Source organism: Methylomonas sp. 2BW1-5-20 (assembly GCF_052474515.1).
In genome coordinates, this window is the sequence record NZ_CP184127.1 from 3,596,765 (window position 1) to 3,615,699 (window position 18,935).

An 18,935-nucleotide genomic window follows, 5' to 3' on the forward strand; every position below is an offset into this window, starting at 1 on the left:
TCATGGATACATCCGCCCTACTCAGCAACCTGGAAACCCACTTCAAGCTGCATCCGGCCAGCGCCCGCTTGTTAATCGTCGGCTTGGGCGCCACCGGTTATTCGGCCGCGCAATTTTTACAAAAAACCCCAATTAAATTCGCGGTGATCGACAGCCGGAAAACCCCGCCGCTGATCGATAATTTGCGCGAACAAATGCCTGACGTACCGGTGTTTTCCGGCGGATTCGATCAATCGGCCTTCGATGTCGCCACCCATTTACTGGTCAGCCCCGGCGTGTCGCTGCACGAAACCACCATCCACAAAGCCATGCAAGCCGGCGTTACCGTTCTGAGCGACATCGATCTATTCGCGTGCGCCACCAACAAGCCCATTATCGGCATCACCGGCTCCAACGGTAAAAGCACCGTCACCACCATGCTCGGCGAAATGGGCAATGCCGCCGGGGTGAAAACCGCTATCGGTGGCAATCTCGGCACGCCCGCCCTGGATTTATTGCAGCAAGACGCCGATTTATATGTACTGGAACTCTCCAGCTTCCAGTTGGAACGCAGTACCGCATTAAACGCCAAGGTCGCCACTGTCTTGAATGTCAGCCCGGACCACCTGGACCGCCACGATGGCATGGAAGGCTACGCCGCCGAAAAACAGCGTATCTTCCGTGGCGACGGCACCATGGTTTTGAATGCCGACGATGCCATGGTGATGGCGATGCGGGAAGCCGGCCGGAAAACGCTGACATTTTCTACCCAAGGCCCAGCCGATTTTTATCTGCGTCGAGGCGAAAGCGACACCTTGATGCACGGCGAACAAGCCCTGATGGCTGCTAGCAAGTTGCGTCTGGAAGGCACGCATAATATTGCCAACGCACTGGCGGCCCTTGCTCTGGGCACTGCGGCGGGTCTAAGCATCACCAAAATGTGCGATGCGCTCAGAAAATTCAAAGGCTTGCCGCATCGGATGCAAAAAGTCGCGGAAAAATGCGGCGTCAATTGGGTTAACGATTCTAAAGCCACCAACATCGGCGCCTGCATCGCCGCGTTGCAAGGTTACGAGCGCAAAGTCATCCTGATTGCCGGCGGCGAAGCCAAGGGCGCGGACATGGCGGAACTGCTGCCGGCGGTCACGGCAAAGGCCAAGGCGGTGGTTTTAATAGGCAAAGACGCGCAATTGATTGCGGATGCCTTACAAAACAGCGTTCCGACTCAATTTGCCGGCAGCATGAAAGAAGCGGTAAAAGCCGCCGCCAGCTTCGCGAATGAAGGCGATACAGTATTACTTTCGCCGGCATGCGCCAGTTTGGATCAATTTCGCAGCTATGTGGACCGCGGCAATAAATTCGCCGAAGCCGTGATGGAGCTGCCGTCATGTTGAAAACCACGCCCAGAGCGCGCGTGCAAAACCGATTGCATATCGACCCGGTATTAATGCTGGCCTGCTTCGGCTTGTTGGGCATAGGCTTCATGATGGTCACCTCCTCCTCGCTGCATTTGGGCGTGAAGATGGCCGACGACATTTCGCATTACCCATTCAAACAGCTAATTCATATCGCTTTTGGCCTAGGGTTTTCCGCGATCATATTGAACGTGCCGATGAGTAGCTGGGAGAAAATGGGCCAAACCCTGTTCATCGCCGGTCTGGCCCTGTTGCTGGTGGTATTGATTCCCGGCGTCGGCATCAAGGTTAACGGCAGTATCCGTTGGCTGTCGATCCTGGGCTTGCGGATTCAAGTCTCGGAAGTGGTGAAGTTTATATCTGTGATCTATATGGCCGGTTATGTCACCCGCCACTCGGAACATGTGCGCCGCTCCGCGTTTGGCTTGGTCAAACCCTTGATGTTGTTTTCGGTAGCTTGCGTGCTGTTACTGCTGGAGCCGGATTTCGGTTCCTCGGTGGTGATCCTGATTATCGCGATGGGCATGATGTTTCTCGGCGGCGCCCGGATTTCTCAATTCGTTATTTTGATGGCGCTGGTTGCCGGTTTGGCGGTGATGTTGGTCATTGTCTCGCCATATCGCTTGGCGCGGGTAACCAGCTTTATGGATCCTTGGGCCGACGCCCGAGATACCGGTTTTCAGTTGACTCAAGCCTTGATTTCGTTCGGACGCGGCGAGTTTTTCGGTGTTGGTCTGGGCAACGGCCTACAAAAACTGTTTTATCTGCCGGAAGCCCATACCGACTTTTTATTTTCGGTATTGGGTGAAGAACTGGGCCTTCTCGGCGTATTGCTGATTATCGGCCTATTCGCCGCCTTGGTAGTCCGCGCCTTTGCCATTGGCGAACAGGCCGAACAAGCCGATCTGAAATTTTCGGCCCTGACCGCGTATGGACTGGGCATATGGTTCGGTTTCCAATCCTTCGTCAATATGGGCGTGAACATGGGCATGCTGCCCACCAAGGGCTTGACCCTACCGCTGATGAGTTACGGCGGTGGCAGTATGATTATCATGTGTTGCGCGATGGCGGTGCTGTTTCGGATTCACTACGAAGTGACCGAGCACAATAAAAGTAACGTTAAGGGGAAACACGCATGAGCGGCCGCATCGTAATCATGGCGGGCGGCACCGGCGGACACGTGTTTCCGGCGCTGGCGGTCGCCCAAGAAATGCGCGCACGCGGCTGGCAAGTCAGCTGGCTGGGCACCGAAAAAGGCTTGGAAAGCCGGGTAGTGCCGGCCAACCACATAGATATAGATTGGCTGGCGGTAGCCGGTGTGCGCGGCAAGGGCTTACTGTCCAAACTCGGCGCCGGTTTTAAATTGCTTCAAGCCTGCCTGCAGGCACGGCGCATACTGAAGCAGCGTCAACCCAACGTGGTATTGGGCATGGGCGGCTTCGTCGCCGGACCGGGCGGCTTGATGGCGAAATGGCTAGGCATCCCACTGGTAATCCACGAACAAAACCGGGTACCCGGCACCACTAACCGCTTGCTGGTGAAACTGGCCGCGCGCAAAGTGCTGGAAGCGTTTCCCGACAGCTTTTCTCAATCGGTAAGGGCAACCTGTACCGGCAACCCGTTACGGAACGCATTTATCGGCCTGCCGGAGAAGTCCGAGTGGCATCCGCAAGCCGGACGCAATTTACGCATTCTGGTACTGGGCGGCAGTCAAGGCGCCAAAGTACTAAACGATACCGTGCCCGACGCATTGACCGACCTCGCCAATCTTGAGATCAAACACCAAACCGGCAGCGCGATGCAAGCCGAAGTGGCCGAGCGCTACCGTAAGCTGGGCCTGAATGCCGAGGCCCTGGCCTTTATCGAAGATATGGCCGGCGCCTACCAATGGGCCGATTTAATTATTTGCCGGTCCGGTGCAATGACTGTCAGCGAAGTGGCGGCCTGCGGCTTGCCGGCGATTTTCGTGCCCTTGTTGCACGCCATCGACGACCACCAATCCGCCAACGCCAAATATTTAAGCGAAGCCGGCGCCGCATTGCTGCTGCCGCAACCCGAACTCAACGCCGCAAATCTGCGTAAAGCCATAGAACAAGCCATGACATCATTAACATCCATGAGCCGGGCCGCCAAAGCCAAGGCCAGACTCGCCGCCACTCAGACCGTGGCTGATATTTGCGTGGCGGAGGCTGCAATATGAACCGCCCCAACATCGAAAACCAAGCGCTGGGCGACATCGACAAAATCCACTTCGTCGGTGTCGGCGGCACCGGTATGAGCGGTATCGCCGAAGTGTTGTCAAACTTGGGCTATACCGTATCCGGCTCGGATATCAGAGGCTCGGCGGTTACCGACCGCTTGCAAGCCATGGGCGTCAAAGTCTATTTCGGCCATCATGCGGACAATGTCGCCGATGTCGATGTGGTCGTCACCTCCACCGCTGTCGATAGAACCAACCCGGAAATCGTCACTGCCTACGAGAATCGCATTCCGGTGATTCCGCGCGCGGAAATGTTGGCCGAATTGATGCGCTTTCGTTTCGGCATCGCCGTCGCCGGCACCCATGGCAAGACCACTACCACCAGTCTGACCACGATGATGCTGGCCGAAGGCGGCCTGGATCCGACTTTTGTGATCGGCGGCCGCTTGAACAGCGCCGGCGCCAACGCTAAATTGGGCTTGGGTAAATATCTGGTCGCCGAAGCCGACGAGAGCGATGCATCGTTTCTGTACCTGCAACCGATGATGGCGATTGTGACCAACATCGACCAGGATCATATGGAAACCTACGGCGGCAGCTACAGCCGTTTGAAGGATACCTTCATTAAATTCCTACACCAATTGCCTTTTTACGGATTGGCCGTGTTGTGTAGCGACGACCCTGGCGTCTGCGAAATTCTGCCGAATATTTCCAAACCGGTGAAAACCTACGGCGTCAACGAAGAAGCCGACGTGCGGGCGATAGACATTAAACAAGACGGCTTGCGCACCCATTTCACCGTGTTGCGCTGGGGCGGACAACCGCCGCTTAAAGTCACGCTGAATCTGCCCGGCTGGCACAACATGCTGAATGCCTTGGCCGCTACTACCATAGCCACCGCCCTGGGCGTGGACGACGACGCCATTATCAAGAGCTTGGCCGAATTCAAAGGCGTCGGTAGACGGTTCCAAATCAACGGCGACGTTGAATTCAATGGCGGCAAGCTGACGCTGGTCGACGATTACGGCCACCATCCGCGCGAACTCGCTGCCACGCTGGAAGCCTTGCGCCAAGCCTGGCCAAGCCGCCGCAAGGTGGTGGTATTCCAACCGCATCGCTATACCCGTACCCGCGACCTGTTCGAAGATTTTGTCGAAGTGCTATCCAGCGTTGATGTGCTGATTTTGCTGGATGTGTATTCGGCCGGCGAAGCGCCGATTACCGGTGCCGACGGCAAAGCCTTGAGCCGCTCAATTCGGGTACGCGGTCAAGTCGATCCTGTCTTCGTGCAAAACCGCGAAGACTTGGCGACCATCCTCGCCGGCATCGTCGAAAAAGACGACGTGGTATTGACCATGGGAGCCGGCAACGTCGGCCAAATCGCCGCCGAATTGCCGCAACAACTGGCAGAGGCCTTGCAATGATGGCAATCAAAGGCACTTTATTAAATAACGAGCCGCTGGCGAAATACACCAGTTGGCGGGTTGGCGGTCCGGCGCAGCATTTGTATATCCCGGAAAACAAAGCCGACCTGATCGAATTTATCGCCGGTCTGCCGGCCGGCGAACCGCTGTACTGGATGGGTTTGGGCAGTAATTTACTGGTGCGTGACGGCGGCATTCGCGGCACAGTGATTAACACGCGCGGCCGTTTGAAAGAAATGTATCTGACCGACTCAGAACGGGTTTACGTGGAAGCCGGCGTGCCTTGCGCCCATGTCGCTCGCTTTTGCGCGGATTTAGGCTTGACCGGCGCCGAATTTTTAGCCGGCATTCCCGGCACGATGGGCGGCGCGTTGAAAATGAATGCCGGCGCCTTTGGCGGCGAGACCTGGAGCATCGTCGAGAAAGTGGAAATGATCAACCCCCGCGGTGACGTGACCCAGCGGGACCACCACGAATTCGAAGTGGCCTACCGTTCGGTAAAAGGTTTGGCCGATGAATGGTTCTTGTCGGCTCAACTGAAATTAAGCAAAGGCAATAGCGAAGCCAGCCAGCAACATATCAAAGCACTACTGGAAAAACGCAACGCCTCGCAACCGACAAATAAGCCGACTTGCGGCTCAGTGTTCAAGAACCCGCCCGGCGATTACGCGGCACGCTTGATTGAAGCCTGCGGCCTGAAGGGCTTTGCAATAGGTGGTGCAGTGGTGTCGGAAAAGCACGCCAATTTTATTGAAAATCGGGGCAACGCCAGCTCGGAAGACATAGAAGCCTTGATCGAACATATTCAAACTCAAGTACAAACGCAATTCGGCATCAGTCTGCACACTGAGGTCTGCCGGGTAGGTGAAAAAGCATGAAGCCATTACGCATCAAAAATGCCGCCGATTTCGGCAAAGTCGCCGTCCTGCTGGGCGGCTCCGCTGCCGAGCGCGAAATATCCTTGAACAGCGGCAATGCGGTGAATCAAGCCTTGAAAGCGCAAGGCGTCGATGCGGTCGCGATAGACGTGACCGGCAGCCCGATTGAGGCTTTAGCCGATGTAAAAGTTGACAGAGTATTCAATGTAATCCACGGCCGCGGCGGTGAAGACGGCGTGTTACAAGCGGTATTGCAAGTAATGGGTTTGCCGTATACCGGTTCAGGCGTGATGGCCTCGGCATTGAGCATGGACAAATTGCGCACCAAGCTGTGCTGGCAGGGTTTGGGCTTGAGCACGCCACTGTGGTTCGTGCTGAAAAGCGAAACTGATATTGACGCCTGCATTGCCAAACTGGGCTTTCCGGTGATCGTCAAGCCTGCGCAGGAAGGCTCCAGCATCGGCATGAGCAAAGCCACCAATCGAGACGAATTGGTCACCGCGCTGCAATTGGCCAAACAGTATCTATGCGACGTTTATGCCGAACAGTGGGTGCAGGGTCAGGAATACACCGTCGGCGTGCTGGACGGCGAAGCGCTGCCGGCGATCAGATTGGAAACACCGAATACCTTTTACGATTTCGATGCCAAGTATCGGGCGAATACCACGAAATACCATTGCCCTTGCGGCTTGAGCGCAGAGCGCGAACAACAATTGCAAGCCTTGGCGGTACAAGCCTGCCAGGCACTGGATGTGAAAGGCTGGGCGCGCGTGGATGTATTTATCGACACCAAAGACCGGTCGCAACTGATCGAAGTCAATACCGTACCGGGCATGACAGACCACAGTCTGGTGCCGATGGCAGCCAAAGCGGTAGGGATTAGTTTCGAAGAATTGGTCTGGCGCATTTTGGAAACCAGCATGGCGGGTCTAGGTGAGCCGGTTTAGATTCATCCTGATATCCGCGCTGTTGATCGGTGGCGCTTGGTGGGCGTGGCAGCAATTCGGCGCCAGCGCACTGAGCAGCAAGCCGATCCGCTACGTAAAGATTGAGGGCGCATTCCAATACACCAGCAAGGACAGGCTGAAAGAAGTGTTGGCGCCGCAAATGAAACAAGGCTATTACCAGGCCGACATGGATGCGATTCATCAGGCGATTAAAGCGCTGCCCTTGGTGGACAAGGTCGATGTCAAGCGGGTGTGGCCGGATGCGGTGCATATAAAGATTACGGAGCAAAAGCCAGTGGTGCGCTGGGGCAAATCGGCGCTGCTGAACAAGCAAGGCGATTTGTTGGTGCCGGACAATATCGACGAATTTAAAAATTTACCGCTGATTACCGGCCCGGACGGCCAGGAAAAGAAGCTGCTGGAGATTATGAAAGGCGTGTACATCGTCTTGAAGGATAAATCGATGCAGCTCGCCGAGTTTCACGTCAACGAACGACGAGCCTGGCGGATCAAGTTAGCCAGCGGCATGGAGATGCAGTTGGGCAGAAAGGCGCCGCTGGAAAATATGCAGCGCTTTTTAAGAACCATGGATTTATTGGGAGAGGAACAGCAGGCCATGATAGCGAGCGTGGATACCCGTTACCCGAACGGCTTTGCGGTGACCTGGAAACCGGAAGTCACCAACATCGATTGGAAAGCAATCGTGGAAAAAAACAAAAACCTGATTTAAACGCTTACCGAGCATAAACAATGGCCAAAAAGACAGATCGAAATTTATTAGTGGGGCTGGATATAGGCACGTCGAAAGTCGCTGCCATCGTCGGTGAATACCGGGGTGGCGACGAAATCGAAGTGATCGGTATCGGCACCGCACCGTCCAAGGGCCTGAAAAAAGGCATCGTGGTCAATCTGGAATCGACCGTACATTCCATTCAGCGCGCGATAGAAGAAGCCGAATTGATGGCGGGCTGCCAGATCAAATCGGTGTTTGCAGGCATTGCCGGCAGCCATATCAAAAGCCTGAATTCGCACGGCATCGTCGCGATTAAGGAAAAGGAAGTCACCCAACACGACATCGACCGCGTGATCGATTCGGCGCGGGCGGTGGCGATTCCGGCCGATCAGAAAATCCTGCATATCTTGCCGCAGGAGTTTGTGATCGATCAGCAGGAAGGCATCAAGGAGCCGATCGGCATGTCCGGAATTCGCCTGGAAGCCAAAGTGCACATGGTCACCAGCAGCGTCAGTGCCGAACAAAATATCGTCAAATGCATCCGTAAATGCGGGCTGGATGTGGACGATATCGTGCTCGAGCAGTTGGCCTCGTGCGCGGCAGTCTTGACCGACGACGAGAAAGACTTGGGCGTGTGTCTGATCGACATCGGCGGCGGCACCACCGATATTGCGATTTTCTCGGAAGGCGCCATCAAGCATACGGCGGTGATTCCCATCGCCGGGGATCAGGTCACCAACGACATTGCTGTGGCGCTACGGACGCCGACCAAAAACGCGGAGGAAATCAAACGCCAATACGCTTGCGCGTTGACGCAATTGGCCGACCCGCAACAAACCATCGCCGTGCCCAGCATCGGCGACCGCGAACCCCGCAAAATCTCCGCGCAAAATCTGGCGGAAATTGTCGAGCCGCGTTATGAAGAATTGATGTTGTTGGTACAAGCAGAGTTAAGAAGAAGTGGGTATGAAGATTTAATTGCGGCCGGCATGGTAATTACCGGCGGCAGTTCGCAAGTGAGGGGATTGGTCGAGTTGGCGGAGGAAATATTCCATATGCCGGTTCGCATGGGGGTACCGCTACATGTATCCGGATTGACCGATGTAGCGGAAAACCCGATTTATTCGACCGCGGTGGGTTTGTTGCTGTACGGCAAGGATCATCACGGCCGGGCGTTAGGCATGAACGATGATGGCGCGGATCTGTTATCAAAAATCAAAAGCTGGTTTCAAGGAAATTTTTAATTTTTTGTCTGGAGGGTGTGAAAATGAAATATGAATTATTGGATAGTAGCGGCACCGCGGTTATCAAGGTCATCGGCGTAGGTGGCGGTGGCGGCAACGCGGTTAATCACATGGTGGAAGACGGTATCGACGGCGTGCAATTTATTTGCGCCAACACCGATGCCCAAGCGCTGCGGGAGATGAGCGTAGAGTCCATCGTGCAATTGGGTGTAGAACTAACCAAAGGCCTGGGAGCAGGCACTCGTCCTGAAGTAGGCAGAGCCGCAGCGGAAGAAAATCGCGACCGCATCCGCGAAGTCATCGCCGGCGCCGACATGGTGTTCCTGACCGCAGGCATGGGCGGCGGTACCGGTACTGGTGCTATCGCTGTGTTCGCCGAAGTCGCCAAAGAACTGGGCGTACTGACCGTAGCCGTCGTATCCAAACCTTTCGATTTTGAAGGCTCCAAGAAAAAGGGCGTGGCCGATGCCGGTTTGCGCGAACTGGAAAAACTGGTCGATTCATTGATCATCATTCCGAACCAAAAATTGCTGCCGACTCTGGGCAACAATAAATCGCTGGTGGAAGCCTTCCGCGCGGCTAACGACGTGTTGCGCGATGCGGTACAAGGCATTACCGAGCTGATTACTCACCCAGGTCTGATGAACGTCGACTTTGCCGACGTGAAAACCGTCATGTCCAATATGGGCAGCGCGATCATGGGGACCGGTGTTGCCAGCGGCGAAAACCGCGCGCGTTTGGCGGCGGAAAAAGCCATAGCCTGCCCTTTGTTGGATGACAACAATCTGCAAGGTGCGCGCGGCATTCTGGTTAACGTCACCTCCAACGGCGATCTGGGCTTGAACGAGTTCGACGAAATCGGCAGCATCATGCATGCTTTCGCGTCCGAAGATGCCGACATGAAAATCGGTATGGCGGTCAATCCAGCGATGGGCCAGGAAATTAAGGTCACCGTCGTCGCCACCGGTATGGGTGAAAAAGCCAAACAAGCCGCTTCGCCTATCAGTTTGGTGAAAAAAGTCGCGGCCGGTGAGATCAATTACGATCAATTGGACAAACCGACCATCGTGCGCCAGCAAAAACAGGAATCGGCTCGGGAATCTCGCTTCGGCGCGCAACCTAGAAACGATGTGGACCTGGATTACTTGGACGTACCGGCCTTCTTGAGACGCCAAGCAGACTAAGGGCCGCTTGCGGCAAGTCTATGAGGCAGCTGAGCCAAGTTCGGGGGGAGCTATCGCGTAATCTGTGATAGACTCCCCGGCTTTGTTTTACCTATTTGTCGGCATTTCATGATTAAACAGCGTACTTTAAAAAACACCATCAGAGCCACCGGCGTCGGTTTGCATACCGGCGATAAGGTCTACCTGACCCTGCACCCTTCCGAACCCGATACCGGCATTCGTTTTCGCCGTGTCGATCTGGAAACGCCGGTGATGATAGCCGCGCGCCCTGAGAATGTCGGCGAAACCAAGTTGTCCACGACTTTGGTCCGTGACGGCGTCAAGGTTTCCACCGTCGAACATTTGCTGTCGGCTTTGGCCGGTTTAGGCATAGACAACGCCATTGTCGACGTCAGCGCCGCCGAAGTACCCATTATGGACGGCAGTGCCGGACCGTTTGTGTTTCTGTTGCAATCGGCTGGCGTGGTCGAGCAGGACGTACCCAAACAATATATCCGCATCAAACGTGCAATCCGCGTGGAAGACGGCGACAAATGGGCGGCATTCGAACCGTTCGATGGCTTTAAAGTCACCTTTACCATCGATTTCGAACATCCGGCGTTTTCGGAGCACTTGAAAACAGCGGTGATGGATTTCTCTTCGACAACGTTTGTGAAGGAAGTCAGCCGGGCCCGCACCTTCGGCTTTATGAAGGACATTGAATTTTTACGCGAGAACAATCTGGCGCTGGGCGGCAGCCTGGATAACGCCATCGTGGTGGACGACGATAAAGTGTTAAACGAAGACGGCTTGCGCTATGCAGACGAATTTGTGAAACACAAAATTCTCGACGCCATCGGTGACTTGTATTTGCTGGGCTACAGCCTGATCGGCGAATATCAGGGCTTCAAATCGGGCCATGCGCTGAACAACAAATTGTTGCTGAGTCTGCTCAACGATAAAGACGCGTGGGAAATGGTGACTTTCGACAATGCCGAGGAAGCACCGATTTCTTTCATGCATTCCGCTCAGACTTCAGTTAGAGCGACAGGCTAAAACCTTATTTTCGCTCCAGGTTAACGGCGGAGGCATCTTGCCTCCCCGTCCCCATTCTACTGCGGTATTTTCAATACCGTATTCCAATCGATGCTTTCCGAAATGGCCGAGCAAAGCCGATCCGACATTGGGCCAACCAATAGCATCAAAAACCGATAAGAACGGCTAAATCGCGATTTTGGAGCGATTCACCTTGCTGGACTAACCGTCCCGCAAGCGCTTGCTAAGCGCCGCCCCCAAGCGCGCCAGCGCCGCACCCAGCACGTCTTGCTCATCGCCCCGTTGCGATTGATCGCAAATCAAACCGACATTTTCCGCTGACGGCAAGCGCGGCCCACGTTTCGGCCTAGCCATTTCCGCCATCGGCGGCACGATGCGTACCTGTAAGCGCACGATATATTGCTGACCGGCAGTATGTAACTTGTCCAAAATGGCCCGATTGAAAAAGCGTATTTGCGAAGCCCAATTCGCCGAATCGCTGTACAACAGCATTTGCGAACCCGACGCCACGCAATGCACGGCATGCTCGGCAATTTCCCGAGGCAAGGCACTCCTGACGATGACTAGTAAGGCTTGTTGCGCCGCGATTTTGTCAAAACATAAGGCCAGCTGATTATTTCCATGATCCAGGGCAGCTTTAAAGTACCCTTTGCCGTTTGTGCGCATAAAAAATGCTTTCCGTTACGATCCAGATTGCGGATGCTCTAAAAGCAAACCGCGTTGATCATTACGAATAATTAACCATCCGTTATCCAGCAGTTGTTTTTGCATGGGGTCTGAAACTGGCAAATCCTGCGCTTTTACGCCAAAGGAACCGGGGAAAAAACCGACATGAATTGGCCGTGTCCCGGTCTGTTCCTTAATGACGCTTATCACCCTCATTAACGAATCATGATCGTCCTTCGGCGACATCAAAGGTTGCAACCCTTTCGCACTATCGCCGTAATGACTAACGGCCTCTATTTGCCTGACTTTCGCGCCACATTCGATACGGAACACATAGGCCCAGTTTGAAACTAAAAAAACATTAGATTCTTGCGCACACAAATGAGCTTTTCCAAGCTCATATGCACTTAATAAATTGGGGTAAAACGCTTTATCCTTACGTTGAAAATTCTCTGCCGTCAAAGAATAAGCCACATGAAAACAAAATAAAATCAGCATCAGAATATTTCTGACCGATGAACTACGATAATCGAGTAACTGCCTTGGCAGCCTGAACGTCGACATCAGTAAAACGACCAGTAAAAAAGGCGTATATTGCAATGTATGACGAAGATTAATTGGTTCGCCCCATTGATAGCGGCTGCGGGCAGCAATCACAACGCATGAGCCGACAATAAAGTAAACGGCGGAAATAACTAAGGTATTTCGTTCCAAATTATTCAAATTACGCCATACATACTTGCGTAGCCACCAGCAGATAACTAAAGCCGTTACAAGGAGCAAGAATAAGCCGGGCATGGACCAAGCGAAATAACGCGCGCATTCTCCACATGCCAACAAATCCTTGGTTAATGCTTCGATGTAAGTTCGCACATTCTCGACAACACCTATCGTGCTTTGCTCCATTTGATAAGGATTTGCCGCCCCAAATAGAATAATATTTCTAATCAATAGCGGAAATACGACAATGCCGATTCCCGAGAACGTTCCAACGGCCTGGCGGACGACTAATCCCCGCTCGCGCTTATCAGCCACGACCCAGCAATAGCAAAAATACAGTGCAAACGTCACGAGCAGCGCCAAGTGAACGTTTCTGACCGCATACGCCACACCCGCGAACACACCCGCGGCAAAATAAGCCAACAGCCTGTTAGCGTTCAGGATTAGCCCTATCGCCGCTACCGCCAGTGACAATGAAAAAACATCGGTAAGCCCCATCGGAGCCTGTCCCAACACCCCTGGAGAAGACAGAACCAATACCACCAGGAATAGCGCCCCCACATAGCCTAAAGCCTTGCGGAAGCCGAAAAACAGCAACCACGGCAGGATTGCCGCCGACAAATACGCAAGAGCAACAGACGAATATTTCGCGTCTAAACCCAAACTGGAGATCACAGCCAGCACCAATGCATAACCTATTGGAAACAACCTGTTTTCAACTTGATCGCTATCCGCCGGACTCAATCCGTAAGGGGTATTTAAGGCGTTTCCATTTTCAATCAGATTCCTTGCCTGCTCGATATAACTGGCGCTATCCGGAGAAAAAGGAAATATGGGTGAGCGGTAAAACAGATGCGCCGCTATTAGCAGGGAAATAACTACCAATACGGAATATGTCAGTGGCTTTGCGTTGCCGGATTGCATTAACTTTCCCGAGAGCGTGTTGAGCAACCCGCTCATGAATTTGCCACCAGCCAAACACCTTCGCAAATCAACAGGATGCCCAATACCCGGAAGGCGGTAACCGTCTCGCCGAGCAACATGCCGACCAGCACGGTCAGGGCGAAGCCCAAACCAACCAGAGGATAGGCCTTGCTAACATCCCAGGAAGCCAACACTTTCAGCCAGACCACCGCACCAAAACCGTATAGGGCAAACCCGGCGAATACAAATTTGTTGGTCAACACAATCCACGGCAGACGCGGCGTTATTGGTCCGGCCATGACTTGTTTGACATCCAGACTAGACATGCCGAGTTTCAACATAAACTGCGCGGCAACCGAAAGTACGATGCTAAAAATAGCGATCAGAAGAATTTGCATGGTTTATTCCAAATGTAAAAAATGAGCCGCAAGCACGGCTATCAGCATTAGCAGAATCGTAATCCGGCTGCCGTTGTCGCGGACTGCAAACACCAGCGGATCGTCATGCATTTCGCCGCGCGCGGTCTTTATCCACAAGCGCGCCAGCCAATAAATCAAGCCTATCGCCACAAACCATAATATTTGCGGATTCAGATAGCGGGCCTGGGTCTCGGCGGCGCTGATAAACAAGCCGAATACCACCACCGCACTCAACGCCGAACTGACGCCCAACGGCCAAAGCACCACTAAATCCGCCGTCCGGTAGTCGCGGCCGTGGGTGGTGTCGCGCCCCTTCTGTTGTAACACTACTAATTCCGAACAGCGCTTTACCAAGGCCAGACTAAAAAAGATAAACACCGAAAACGCCAATAGCCAGGAACTGGTGTTAACGGCGGCAGCCACGGAACCGGCAATAATCCTCAACGTGTATAACAGCGACAACACCATCACGTCGACCAGTACATACGTCTTAAGCAACCAAGTATAGGTGGTTGTTATCGTCAGGTAGAGCAACAACATTCCCAGAAAGGCCTGGGATACGTTAAACGCCACCACCAAGCCCAACGCTAACAAACCGCAAGCTGCGGCAAGACCTTTCAGAATCGGCAATTCGGCACTGGCAAACGGCCTGAATTTCTTGCGTGGGTGGTTTCGGTCGCTGTCCAGATCCCACAAATCGTTACCCATGTAAGTCGCGGATGCCGCCAGCGAAAACGCAAAAAACCCCAGAATCGCCGCCTCTAATTTGTCGAAGTCCTGAAACGAAAAAGCCGTCAGCAAGGGTACAAATATCAACAGATTTTTCAACCATTGGTGCACCCGCAAAGCGCGGAGCCACAAACGAAGTTGATTAGTCTTGGCAGCGAACTCTTGTTCTACAGGCGTATTTTGTCTGACAGTCTTGGCAACCGCTTTTGAAGTATTGACCAGTATTGCGGCTTGCGCGGCTTGCCAGATCGGCAGATCGGCCTTACTGTCACCGGCATAGACAAAACTCGACCCTACAGCCTGCCGGATGGCCTCCAGCTTATTCGCGCCTTTTAGGTTAAGATTTTCATCGCTACCTAGCACTTGGTCGAACAAATTCAGGTGTTGAGCTACCGCATCGGCAATATCGATATGCGCCGCGGTAGCCAATACCAGCCGCCGACCTCGACGCTTTTCCGCCCGCAGATATTCCAGTAAATCGCTGCGATAGGGCAGGCTTTCCACCGTCAACGACGCCGTATTTGCAACCCTAGCTTTAAAAGCGGCTCGCCCTTTTAATAACCAAATAGGCAACTTGAATATAGCCATCGGCTGTCGTTTACAGACCGTTATTACCGATTCGATCAACGTATCGGTAAGCGTCAGAGTGCCGTCCAAATCCACGATCAATGGGGCAAGCAATGTTTCCGTCATGTTATGTTTCTATAAGGTGATTGATGCAAGGCTGACAAATCGGCGATACCCGACCCCTCGAACGCATTGTAATGTAACAGCAATTCCGTTAGCTACGTTTAACTGAGTCCGCAAGCAAACTCAAGCCGATTCTTATCCAAACCATCCCTCCCAAGATTCCCGCTACATTTTCTCGTTGAGTCTGTCTGCCACCCTGTTACTATCAGCAAATCCAATAAAGCACCGGAAAATGCGTTTGAACTATCGGCAAAATATTCAAGCGAATTCTCCCAGCCAATGATGACAATATTGCGGAGGTTTTATGCCAAATTTACCGATCAAATTATTACTAGCGCTAGTTCTTGCCAACCAAAGCTTAGTCTATGCCGCCGATCTCACCCGCGCTCAAGTAGAACAACTGTTGGCCAAAGCCGACAAACAGCATCCGGCCGACCTGCGCCGTAAAGACCTAACCGACCTGGACTTATCCAATCTGGATTTTCGCAATGCCGATTTGTGGGGCGCCGATCTGAGGCGATCCAATCTAAACAAAAGCAATCTGCAAGGCCTGACGCTGGATTTAACGGTCATGACCAATATCAAGCTCAGCGCAGCCAATCTAGCTAACACCAGCATATTCGGCGTCAGCCTGATGCACGCCGATTTAAGCAATGCCGACATGAGCGGCAGCCGCGTGGTCGCCATCATGGACGGCGCCAATTTGAGCCACTCCAATCTCAGCAATGTGCAATGGGCGGCGGACATGAAGAATCAATCGATGGGCCTAATGCGCGCCAGCCTGAAAGGCGCCAACTTGACCGGCGCTAACCTCAGCAATGCCCAGCTCGGCCGCGCGATGTTAAAACACGCCAAACTGAATAACGCCAATTTACAAAACGCCGACTTTTACTCCGCTGAGATGGATGGTGTAAACCTGACCGGCGCCAACCTGACCAACGCCAATTTCTCGCACGCCAAACTGCACGATGCGATTTTCACCGAAGCCGTCACGACCGGCACCAATTTTGACGGCGCGAAAAACCTGCCCGATTCGGTAAAGCCCACCCCTTCCAAATAATCGAGACCACTCCATGCAAATCCCCAAGCAATTACTGCAACGCAAATCCGTCGAGGCCTTGACCGATGTGGAACACGGTCTAAAGCAAACCCTCACTGCCAAGGATTTAACCATCCTGGGCATAGGCGCGGTCATCGGCGCCGGCATCTTCGTCCTGACCGGCATCGCCGCCGCCAAATACGCCGGACCAGCTATCGTCATATCGTTCATATTGGCCGGTATCGCCTGCGGCTTGGCTGCGATGTGTTATAGCGAACTGGCGGCGATGATCCCGGTTTCCGGCAGTGCTTACAGCTACGCCTACGCGACGATGGGCGAGCTGATGGCCTGGATCATCGGCTGGGATTTGATACTGGAATACGCCCTCGCCAGCAGCACCGTCGCGATAGGCTGGGCCGGCTACCTCACCAGTTTTCTGGAGAACCTGGGCGTACATTTACCCACTTATCTGACCATGGCCTATCTGGCCAATCCCGCAGCCGGCTTCATTAACTTACCGGCCGTAACCATCATTTTATTGCTGACCGGCTTGTTGGTAATCGGCATCCGCCAGTCGGCGATCTTCAACTTCGTGATGGTCTTGATCAAGCTATCGGTGATCGTGGTCTTCATCGTCGCCGGCTCCGGGCATATCCAAACCGAAAACTGGGCCGATTTCACCCCTTTCGGTTTCGGCGGCGTGTTGACCGGCGCCGGCGTGATTTTCTTTGCTTACATTGGCTTCGACGCGGTTTCCACCGCCGCGCAGGAAGCCATCAACCCGCAACGCGACGTGCCCATCGGCATCATCGCCTCGCTGGCGGTCTGTACCCTGCTTTACATACTGGTAGCCGGCGTATTGACCGGCATAATTCCTTACACGCAATTAAACGTGCCGGCGCCGATTGCGCTGGCGGTGGATCATGTCGGCATGAGCTGGCTATCGCCCATCATTAAAATCGCCGCCATCGCCGGCCTGACCTCGGTCATGCTGGTGCTGCTGATGGGCCAAAGCCGGATTTTCTTCTCAATGGCTAAAGACCAACTGCTGCCGCCGCTGTTCGCCCAAGTGCATCCCAAATTTCAAACCCCGCATTTATCCACCATTCTGGTCGGCGTCGCCGTGTCTTTGCTGGCAGGCTTTATGCCCATCGAAAAGCTCGGCGAATTGGTCAGTATCGGCACTTTGTTTGCGTTCGTACTGGTCTGCGGCGGCGTCTGGATTTTGCGGAACAGCCATCCGGAAATGGAGCGCCATTTCAAATGCCCGGCCGTGCCTTATGTGCCGATTGGCGGGATTTTAGTGTGTTTGAGTTTGATGGCGGGTTTGCCGGCTGATACTTGGATTAGGTTGTTTGTTTGGTTGTTGATTGGGTTTTTGATTTATTTTGGATATGGGGTGAAGCATAGTCAGCTTCGGTCTTCCTAACTTTTTTGGGCTGACTGGCTTACAACTCTAGTCCATTCACGCTGAGTTGGTCGAAGGGCTAATGTGATGTGTCGCTGGCGCGACGGCTGGTTTTAATGTCGGTTCGCGGACCGACGGCCGCGATACTTTCTTTTGCTCCGCCAAAAGAAAGTATCCAAAGAAAAGGCGGCCCGGATGCCGCTTCTCTCCTGCGCTCCGAAGCTTTTGAACGGGGTCGCCGAAAGGGGCTTCCTGCCCCTTCGGCAACGCGATGCATCCATGCATCGCCCCTAACGGGCTAATCCGTTCAAAAGCTCCGGTGCTCGGCGCGGCATACGGGATAGAACCACGCTGCGTTAGCCATGGCTGAACTTTAACAGCAGGAATTGTTCCACGAAACCCAATACGCTGCTTACATCTGGTTCGGCGATTTTGTCCCACTCAGCATGCATAGAAAGGTTTCTAATTCTAGGCATCGCGTCCAGCAGAGTCTTCTGAGCACCCATAACAAGGCCTGCCGACTTCAATGCATTTACTACTTCTTGCATGGTCTTGTCTCCGACAACAAGTCCATTGGCATAAGCAAATCGCTTAAGGGCATCTTCGAGTGCAGCACAGGCAAGAACGGCTGCAACGTCTTTGTGTCCTTCAGTAAGAGATTTGCGGGCGAGCGCTATAAAATCGCCGAATACCTCACCGGAAACCCTTAACTCAACATCGAATACATAACCGCCCTCAAAGTCCTCTTTTGCGCTGAGAAATAGTGCATTCAAAGTTCTTACACTATGTTCTGCTCCACGGCAGTTCCCATATGCCTTGAGAAAGTTTTGATAGTGAGGAGATAGCTCTCCAAATACTGCACGAATTAGGCTTTGTGCGCTTGTCGCCCATTTTTCCCATTGCCCGTCTGCAACCCGCCTGTCAGACCTTCCCGCGCCATAAGGCGTGAAAACGATGGAAGAAAAACTCGCCTCCAATTCAGTAAAACGGCGTGCAAAGGTTTCTCTAAGCATAATTTATGGCTAACAATTAGTTAAAAGAACAAGCAATAAAAGCGGAACCGCATAAGCCTCAATGCATAGGATATGATAGGCGTTAGCCGTATGACACCGAATGTTGGCCTTCAAATGGGTGCAATACGTTGGCGCTATGTACCCTATAGCTTCCAATTCTACACAACCGCCAAATCAATGGATGGTTTTGTCCCGTATGCCGCGCCGAGCACCGAAGCTTTCGACGGGAACCGCCCGAAGGGGTGCGGCAGGGATGCCGCACGTTGACGAAGGGGCAGGAAGCCCCTT

Annotated in this window: 17 protein-coding genes; 12 read left to right on the plus strand and 5 right to left on the minus strand. The window is 53.5% G+C overall.

Features of this window, described 5'->3' with window-relative positions:
• Positions 1-2: 2 nt before the first annotated feature.
• The 10 genes from murD to lpxC all read left to right on the plus strand — a co-directional run bounded on the left by murD (position 3) and on the right by lpxC (position 11,039).
• Positions 3-1,373, plus strand: coding sequence for a UDP-N-acetylmuramoyl-L-alanine--D-glutamate ligase (gene murD / locus ACH50O_RS16695; protein WP_446808880.1), 1,371 nt, complete (start codon positions 3-5; stop codon positions 1,371-1,373).
• Complete coding sequence (ftsW, locus tag ACH50O_RS16700) at positions 1,367-2,533, plus strand: putative lipid II flippase FtsW (protein ID WP_446808881.1); 1,167 nt, start codon at positions 1,367-1,369, stop codon at positions 2,531-2,533. The genes murD and ftsW overlap by 7 nt, the downstream gene beginning before the upstream one ends.
• Positions 2,530-3,594: an undecaprenyldiphospho-muramoylpentapeptide beta-N-acetylglucosaminyltransferase gene (murG, locus tag ACH50O_RS16705; RefSeq protein ID WP_446808882.1), complete on the plus strand. Its 1,065-nt coding sequence runs from the start codon at positions 2,530-2,532 to the stop codon at positions 3,592-3,594. Before ftsW ends, murG begins: the two co-directional genes overlap by 4 nt.
• On the plus strand, positions 3,591-5,018 hold the full coding sequence (gene murC / locus ACH50O_RS16710) for a UDP-N-acetylmuramate--L-alanine ligase (RefSeq protein ID WP_446808883.1): 1,428 nt from the start codon (positions 3,591-3,593) through the stop codon (positions 5,016-5,018). Before murG ends, murC begins: the two co-directional genes overlap by 4 nt.
• A complete protein-coding gene (murB, locus tag ACH50O_RS16715; protein WP_446812166.1) occupies positions 5,018-5,896 on the plus strand; it encodes a UDP-N-acetylmuramate dehydrogenase in 879 nt (292 codons plus the stop codon). The genes murC and murB overlap by 1 nt, the downstream gene beginning before the upstream one ends.
• A complete protein-coding gene (locus ACH50O_RS16720; protein ID WP_446808884.1) occupies positions 5,893-6,843 on the plus strand; it encodes a D-alanine--D-alanine ligase in 951 nt (316 codons plus the stop codon). Before murB ends, ACH50O_RS16720 begins: the two co-directional genes overlap by 4 nt.
• Positions 6,830-7,573, plus strand: coding sequence for a cell division protein FtsQ/DivIB (locus tag ACH50O_RS16725; RefSeq protein WP_446808885.1), 744 nt, complete (start codon positions 6,830-6,832; stop codon positions 7,571-7,573). Before ACH50O_RS16720 ends, ACH50O_RS16725 begins: the two co-directional genes overlap by 14 nt.
• Before the next feature lie 20 nt (positions 7,574-7,593).
• Positions 7,594-8,820, plus strand: coding sequence for a cell division protein FtsA (gene ftsA, locus ACH50O_RS16730; RefSeq protein ID WP_020483769.1), 1,227 nt, complete (start codon positions 7,594-7,596; stop codon positions 8,818-8,820).
• A 23-nt stretch (positions 8,821-8,843) separates the two neighbouring features.
• Positions 8,844-10,004 (plus strand): cell division protein FtsZ, encoded by a 1,161-nt coding sequence (gene ftsZ / locus ACH50O_RS16735; protein WP_020483770.1) that lies wholly within the window; start codon positions 8,844-8,846, stop codon positions 10,002-10,004.
• Positions 10,005-10,112: 108 nt separating this feature from the next.
• Positions 10,113-11,039, plus strand: coding sequence for a UDP-3-O-acyl-N-acetylglucosamine deacetylase (gene lpxC / locus ACH50O_RS16740; RefSeq protein WP_446808886.1), 927 nt, complete (start codon positions 10,113-10,115; stop codon positions 11,037-11,039).
• A gap of 201 nt (positions 11,040-11,240) precedes the next feature.
• Here the strand turns inward: lpxC and ACH50O_RS16745 are convergent, their stop codons facing one another.
• The 4 genes from ACH50O_RS16745 to ACH50O_RS16760 are packed head-to-tail and all read right to left on the minus strand — an operon-like array spanning position 11,241 to position 15,190.
• Positions 11,241-11,705: a DciA family protein gene (locus ACH50O_RS16745; RefSeq protein ID WP_446808887.1), complete on the minus strand. Its 465-nt coding sequence runs from the start codon at positions 11,703-11,705 to the stop codon at positions 11,241-11,243.
• Positions 11,706-11,720: 15 nt separating this feature from the next.
• Positions 11,721-13,385 carry an ArnT family glycosyltransferase gene (locus ACH50O_RS16750; protein ID WP_446808888.1) on the minus strand — a complete coding sequence of 555 codons (1,665 nt, stop codon included), beginning with the start codon at positions 13,383-13,385 and terminating at the stop codon, positions 11,721-11,723.
• Complete coding sequence (locus ACH50O_RS16755; protein WP_446808889.1) at positions 13,382-13,747, minus strand: hypothetical protein; 366 nt, start codon at positions 13,745-13,747, stop codon at positions 13,382-13,384. The genes ACH50O_RS16750 and ACH50O_RS16755 overlap by 4 nt, the downstream gene beginning before the upstream one ends.
• Before the next feature lie 3 nt (positions 13,748-13,750).
• The gene (locus ACH50O_RS16760; protein ID WP_446808890.1) at positions 13,751-15,190 is read right to left on the minus strand and encodes a UbiA family prenyltransferase; all 1,440 of its coding nucleotides are present in this window, start codon (positions 15,188-15,190) and stop codon (positions 13,751-13,753) included.
• Positions 15,191-15,491: 301 nt separating this feature from the next.
• Here ACH50O_RS16760 and ACH50O_RS16765 point away from each other — a divergent pair, with 301 nt between their 5' ends.
• Together ACH50O_RS16765 and ACH50O_RS16770 are read left to right on the plus strand one after the other, a co-directional pair.
• Complete coding sequence (locus ACH50O_RS16765) at positions 15,492-16,247, plus strand: pentapeptide repeat-containing protein (RefSeq protein ID WP_446808891.1); 756 nt, start codon at positions 15,492-15,494, stop codon at positions 16,245-16,247.
• Positions 16,248-16,260: 13 nt separating this feature from the next.
• On the plus strand, positions 16,261-17,655 hold the full coding sequence (locus ACH50O_RS16770) for an amino acid permease (RefSeq protein ID WP_446808892.1): 1,395 nt from the start codon (positions 16,261-16,263) through the stop codon (positions 17,653-17,655).
• 335 nt (positions 17,656-17,990) lie between these two features.
• Here the strand turns inward: ACH50O_RS16770 and ACH50O_RS16775 are convergent, their stop codons facing one another.
• Positions 17,991-18,647, minus strand: a complete 657-nt coding sequence (locus tag ACH50O_RS16775) for a DUF4145 domain-containing protein (protein ID WP_446808893.1) — start codon at positions 18,645-18,647, stop codon at positions 17,991-17,993.
• Positions 18,648-18,935: the final 288 nt, after the last annotated feature.

Excerpts from the sequence above, each read along its gene's own strand:
- ACH50O_RS16760 (WP_446808890.1), bottom strand. The coding sequence starts at position 15,190 with ATGACGGAAACATTGCTTGCCCCATTGATCGTGGATTTGGACGGCACT.
- ftsW (WP_446808881.1), top strand. The coding sequence starts at position 1,367 with ATGTTGAAAACCACGCCCAGAGCGCGCGTGCAAAACCGATTGCATATC.
- murG (WP_446808882.1), top strand. The coding sequence starts at position 2,530 with ATGAGCGGCCGCATCGTAATCATGGCGGGCGGCACCGGCGGACACGTG.
- murB (WP_446812166.1), top strand. The coding sequence starts at position 5,018 with ATGGCAATCAAAGGCACTTTATTAAATAACGAGCCGCTGGCGAAATAC.
- ACH50O_RS16765 (WP_446808891.1), top strand. The coding sequence starts at position 15,492 with ATGCCAAATTTACCGATCAAATTATTACTAGCGCTAGTTCTTGCCAAC.
- ACH50O_RS16745 (WP_446808887.1), bottom strand. The coding sequence starts at position 11,705 with ATGCGCACAAACGGCAAAGGGTACTTTAAAGCTGCCCTGGATCATGGA.
- ACH50O_RS16750 (WP_446808888.1), bottom strand. The coding sequence starts at position 13,385 with ATGAGCGGGTTGCTCAACACGCTCTCGGGAAAGTTAATGCAATCCGGC.
- ftsA (WP_020483769.1), top strand. The coding sequence starts at position 7,594 with ATGGCCAAAAAGACAGATCGAAATTTATTAGTGGGGCTGGATATAGGC.
- murC (WP_446808883.1), top strand. The coding sequence starts at position 3,591 with ATGAACCGCCCCAACATCGAAAACCAAGCGCTGGGCGACATCGACAAA.
- ACH50O_RS16770 (WP_446808892.1), top strand. The coding sequence starts at position 16,261 with ATGCAAATCCCCAAGCAATTACTGCAACGCAAATCCGTCGAGGCCTTG.
- ACH50O_RS16775 (WP_446808893.1), bottom strand. The coding sequence starts at position 18,647 with ATGCTTAGAGAAACCTTTGCACGCCGTTTTACTGAATTGGAGGCGAGT.
- murD (WP_446808880.1), top strand. The coding sequence starts at position 3 with ATGGATACATCCGCCCTACTCAGCAACCTGGAAACCCACTTCAAGCTG.
- ACH50O_RS16720 (WP_446808884.1), top strand. The coding sequence starts at position 5,893 with ATGAAGCCATTACGCATCAAAAATGCCGCCGATTTCGGCAAAGTCGCC.
- lpxC (WP_446808886.1), top strand. The coding sequence starts at position 10,113 with ATGATTAAACAGCGTACTTTAAAAAACACCATCAGAGCCACCGGCGTC.
- ACH50O_RS16755 (WP_446808889.1), bottom strand. The coding sequence starts at position 13,747 with ATGCAAATTCTTCTGATCGCTATTTTTAGCATCGTACTTTCGGTTGCC.
- ftsZ (WP_020483770.1), top strand. The coding sequence starts at position 8,844 with ATGAAATATGAATTATTGGATAGTAGCGGCACCGCGGTTATCAAGGTC.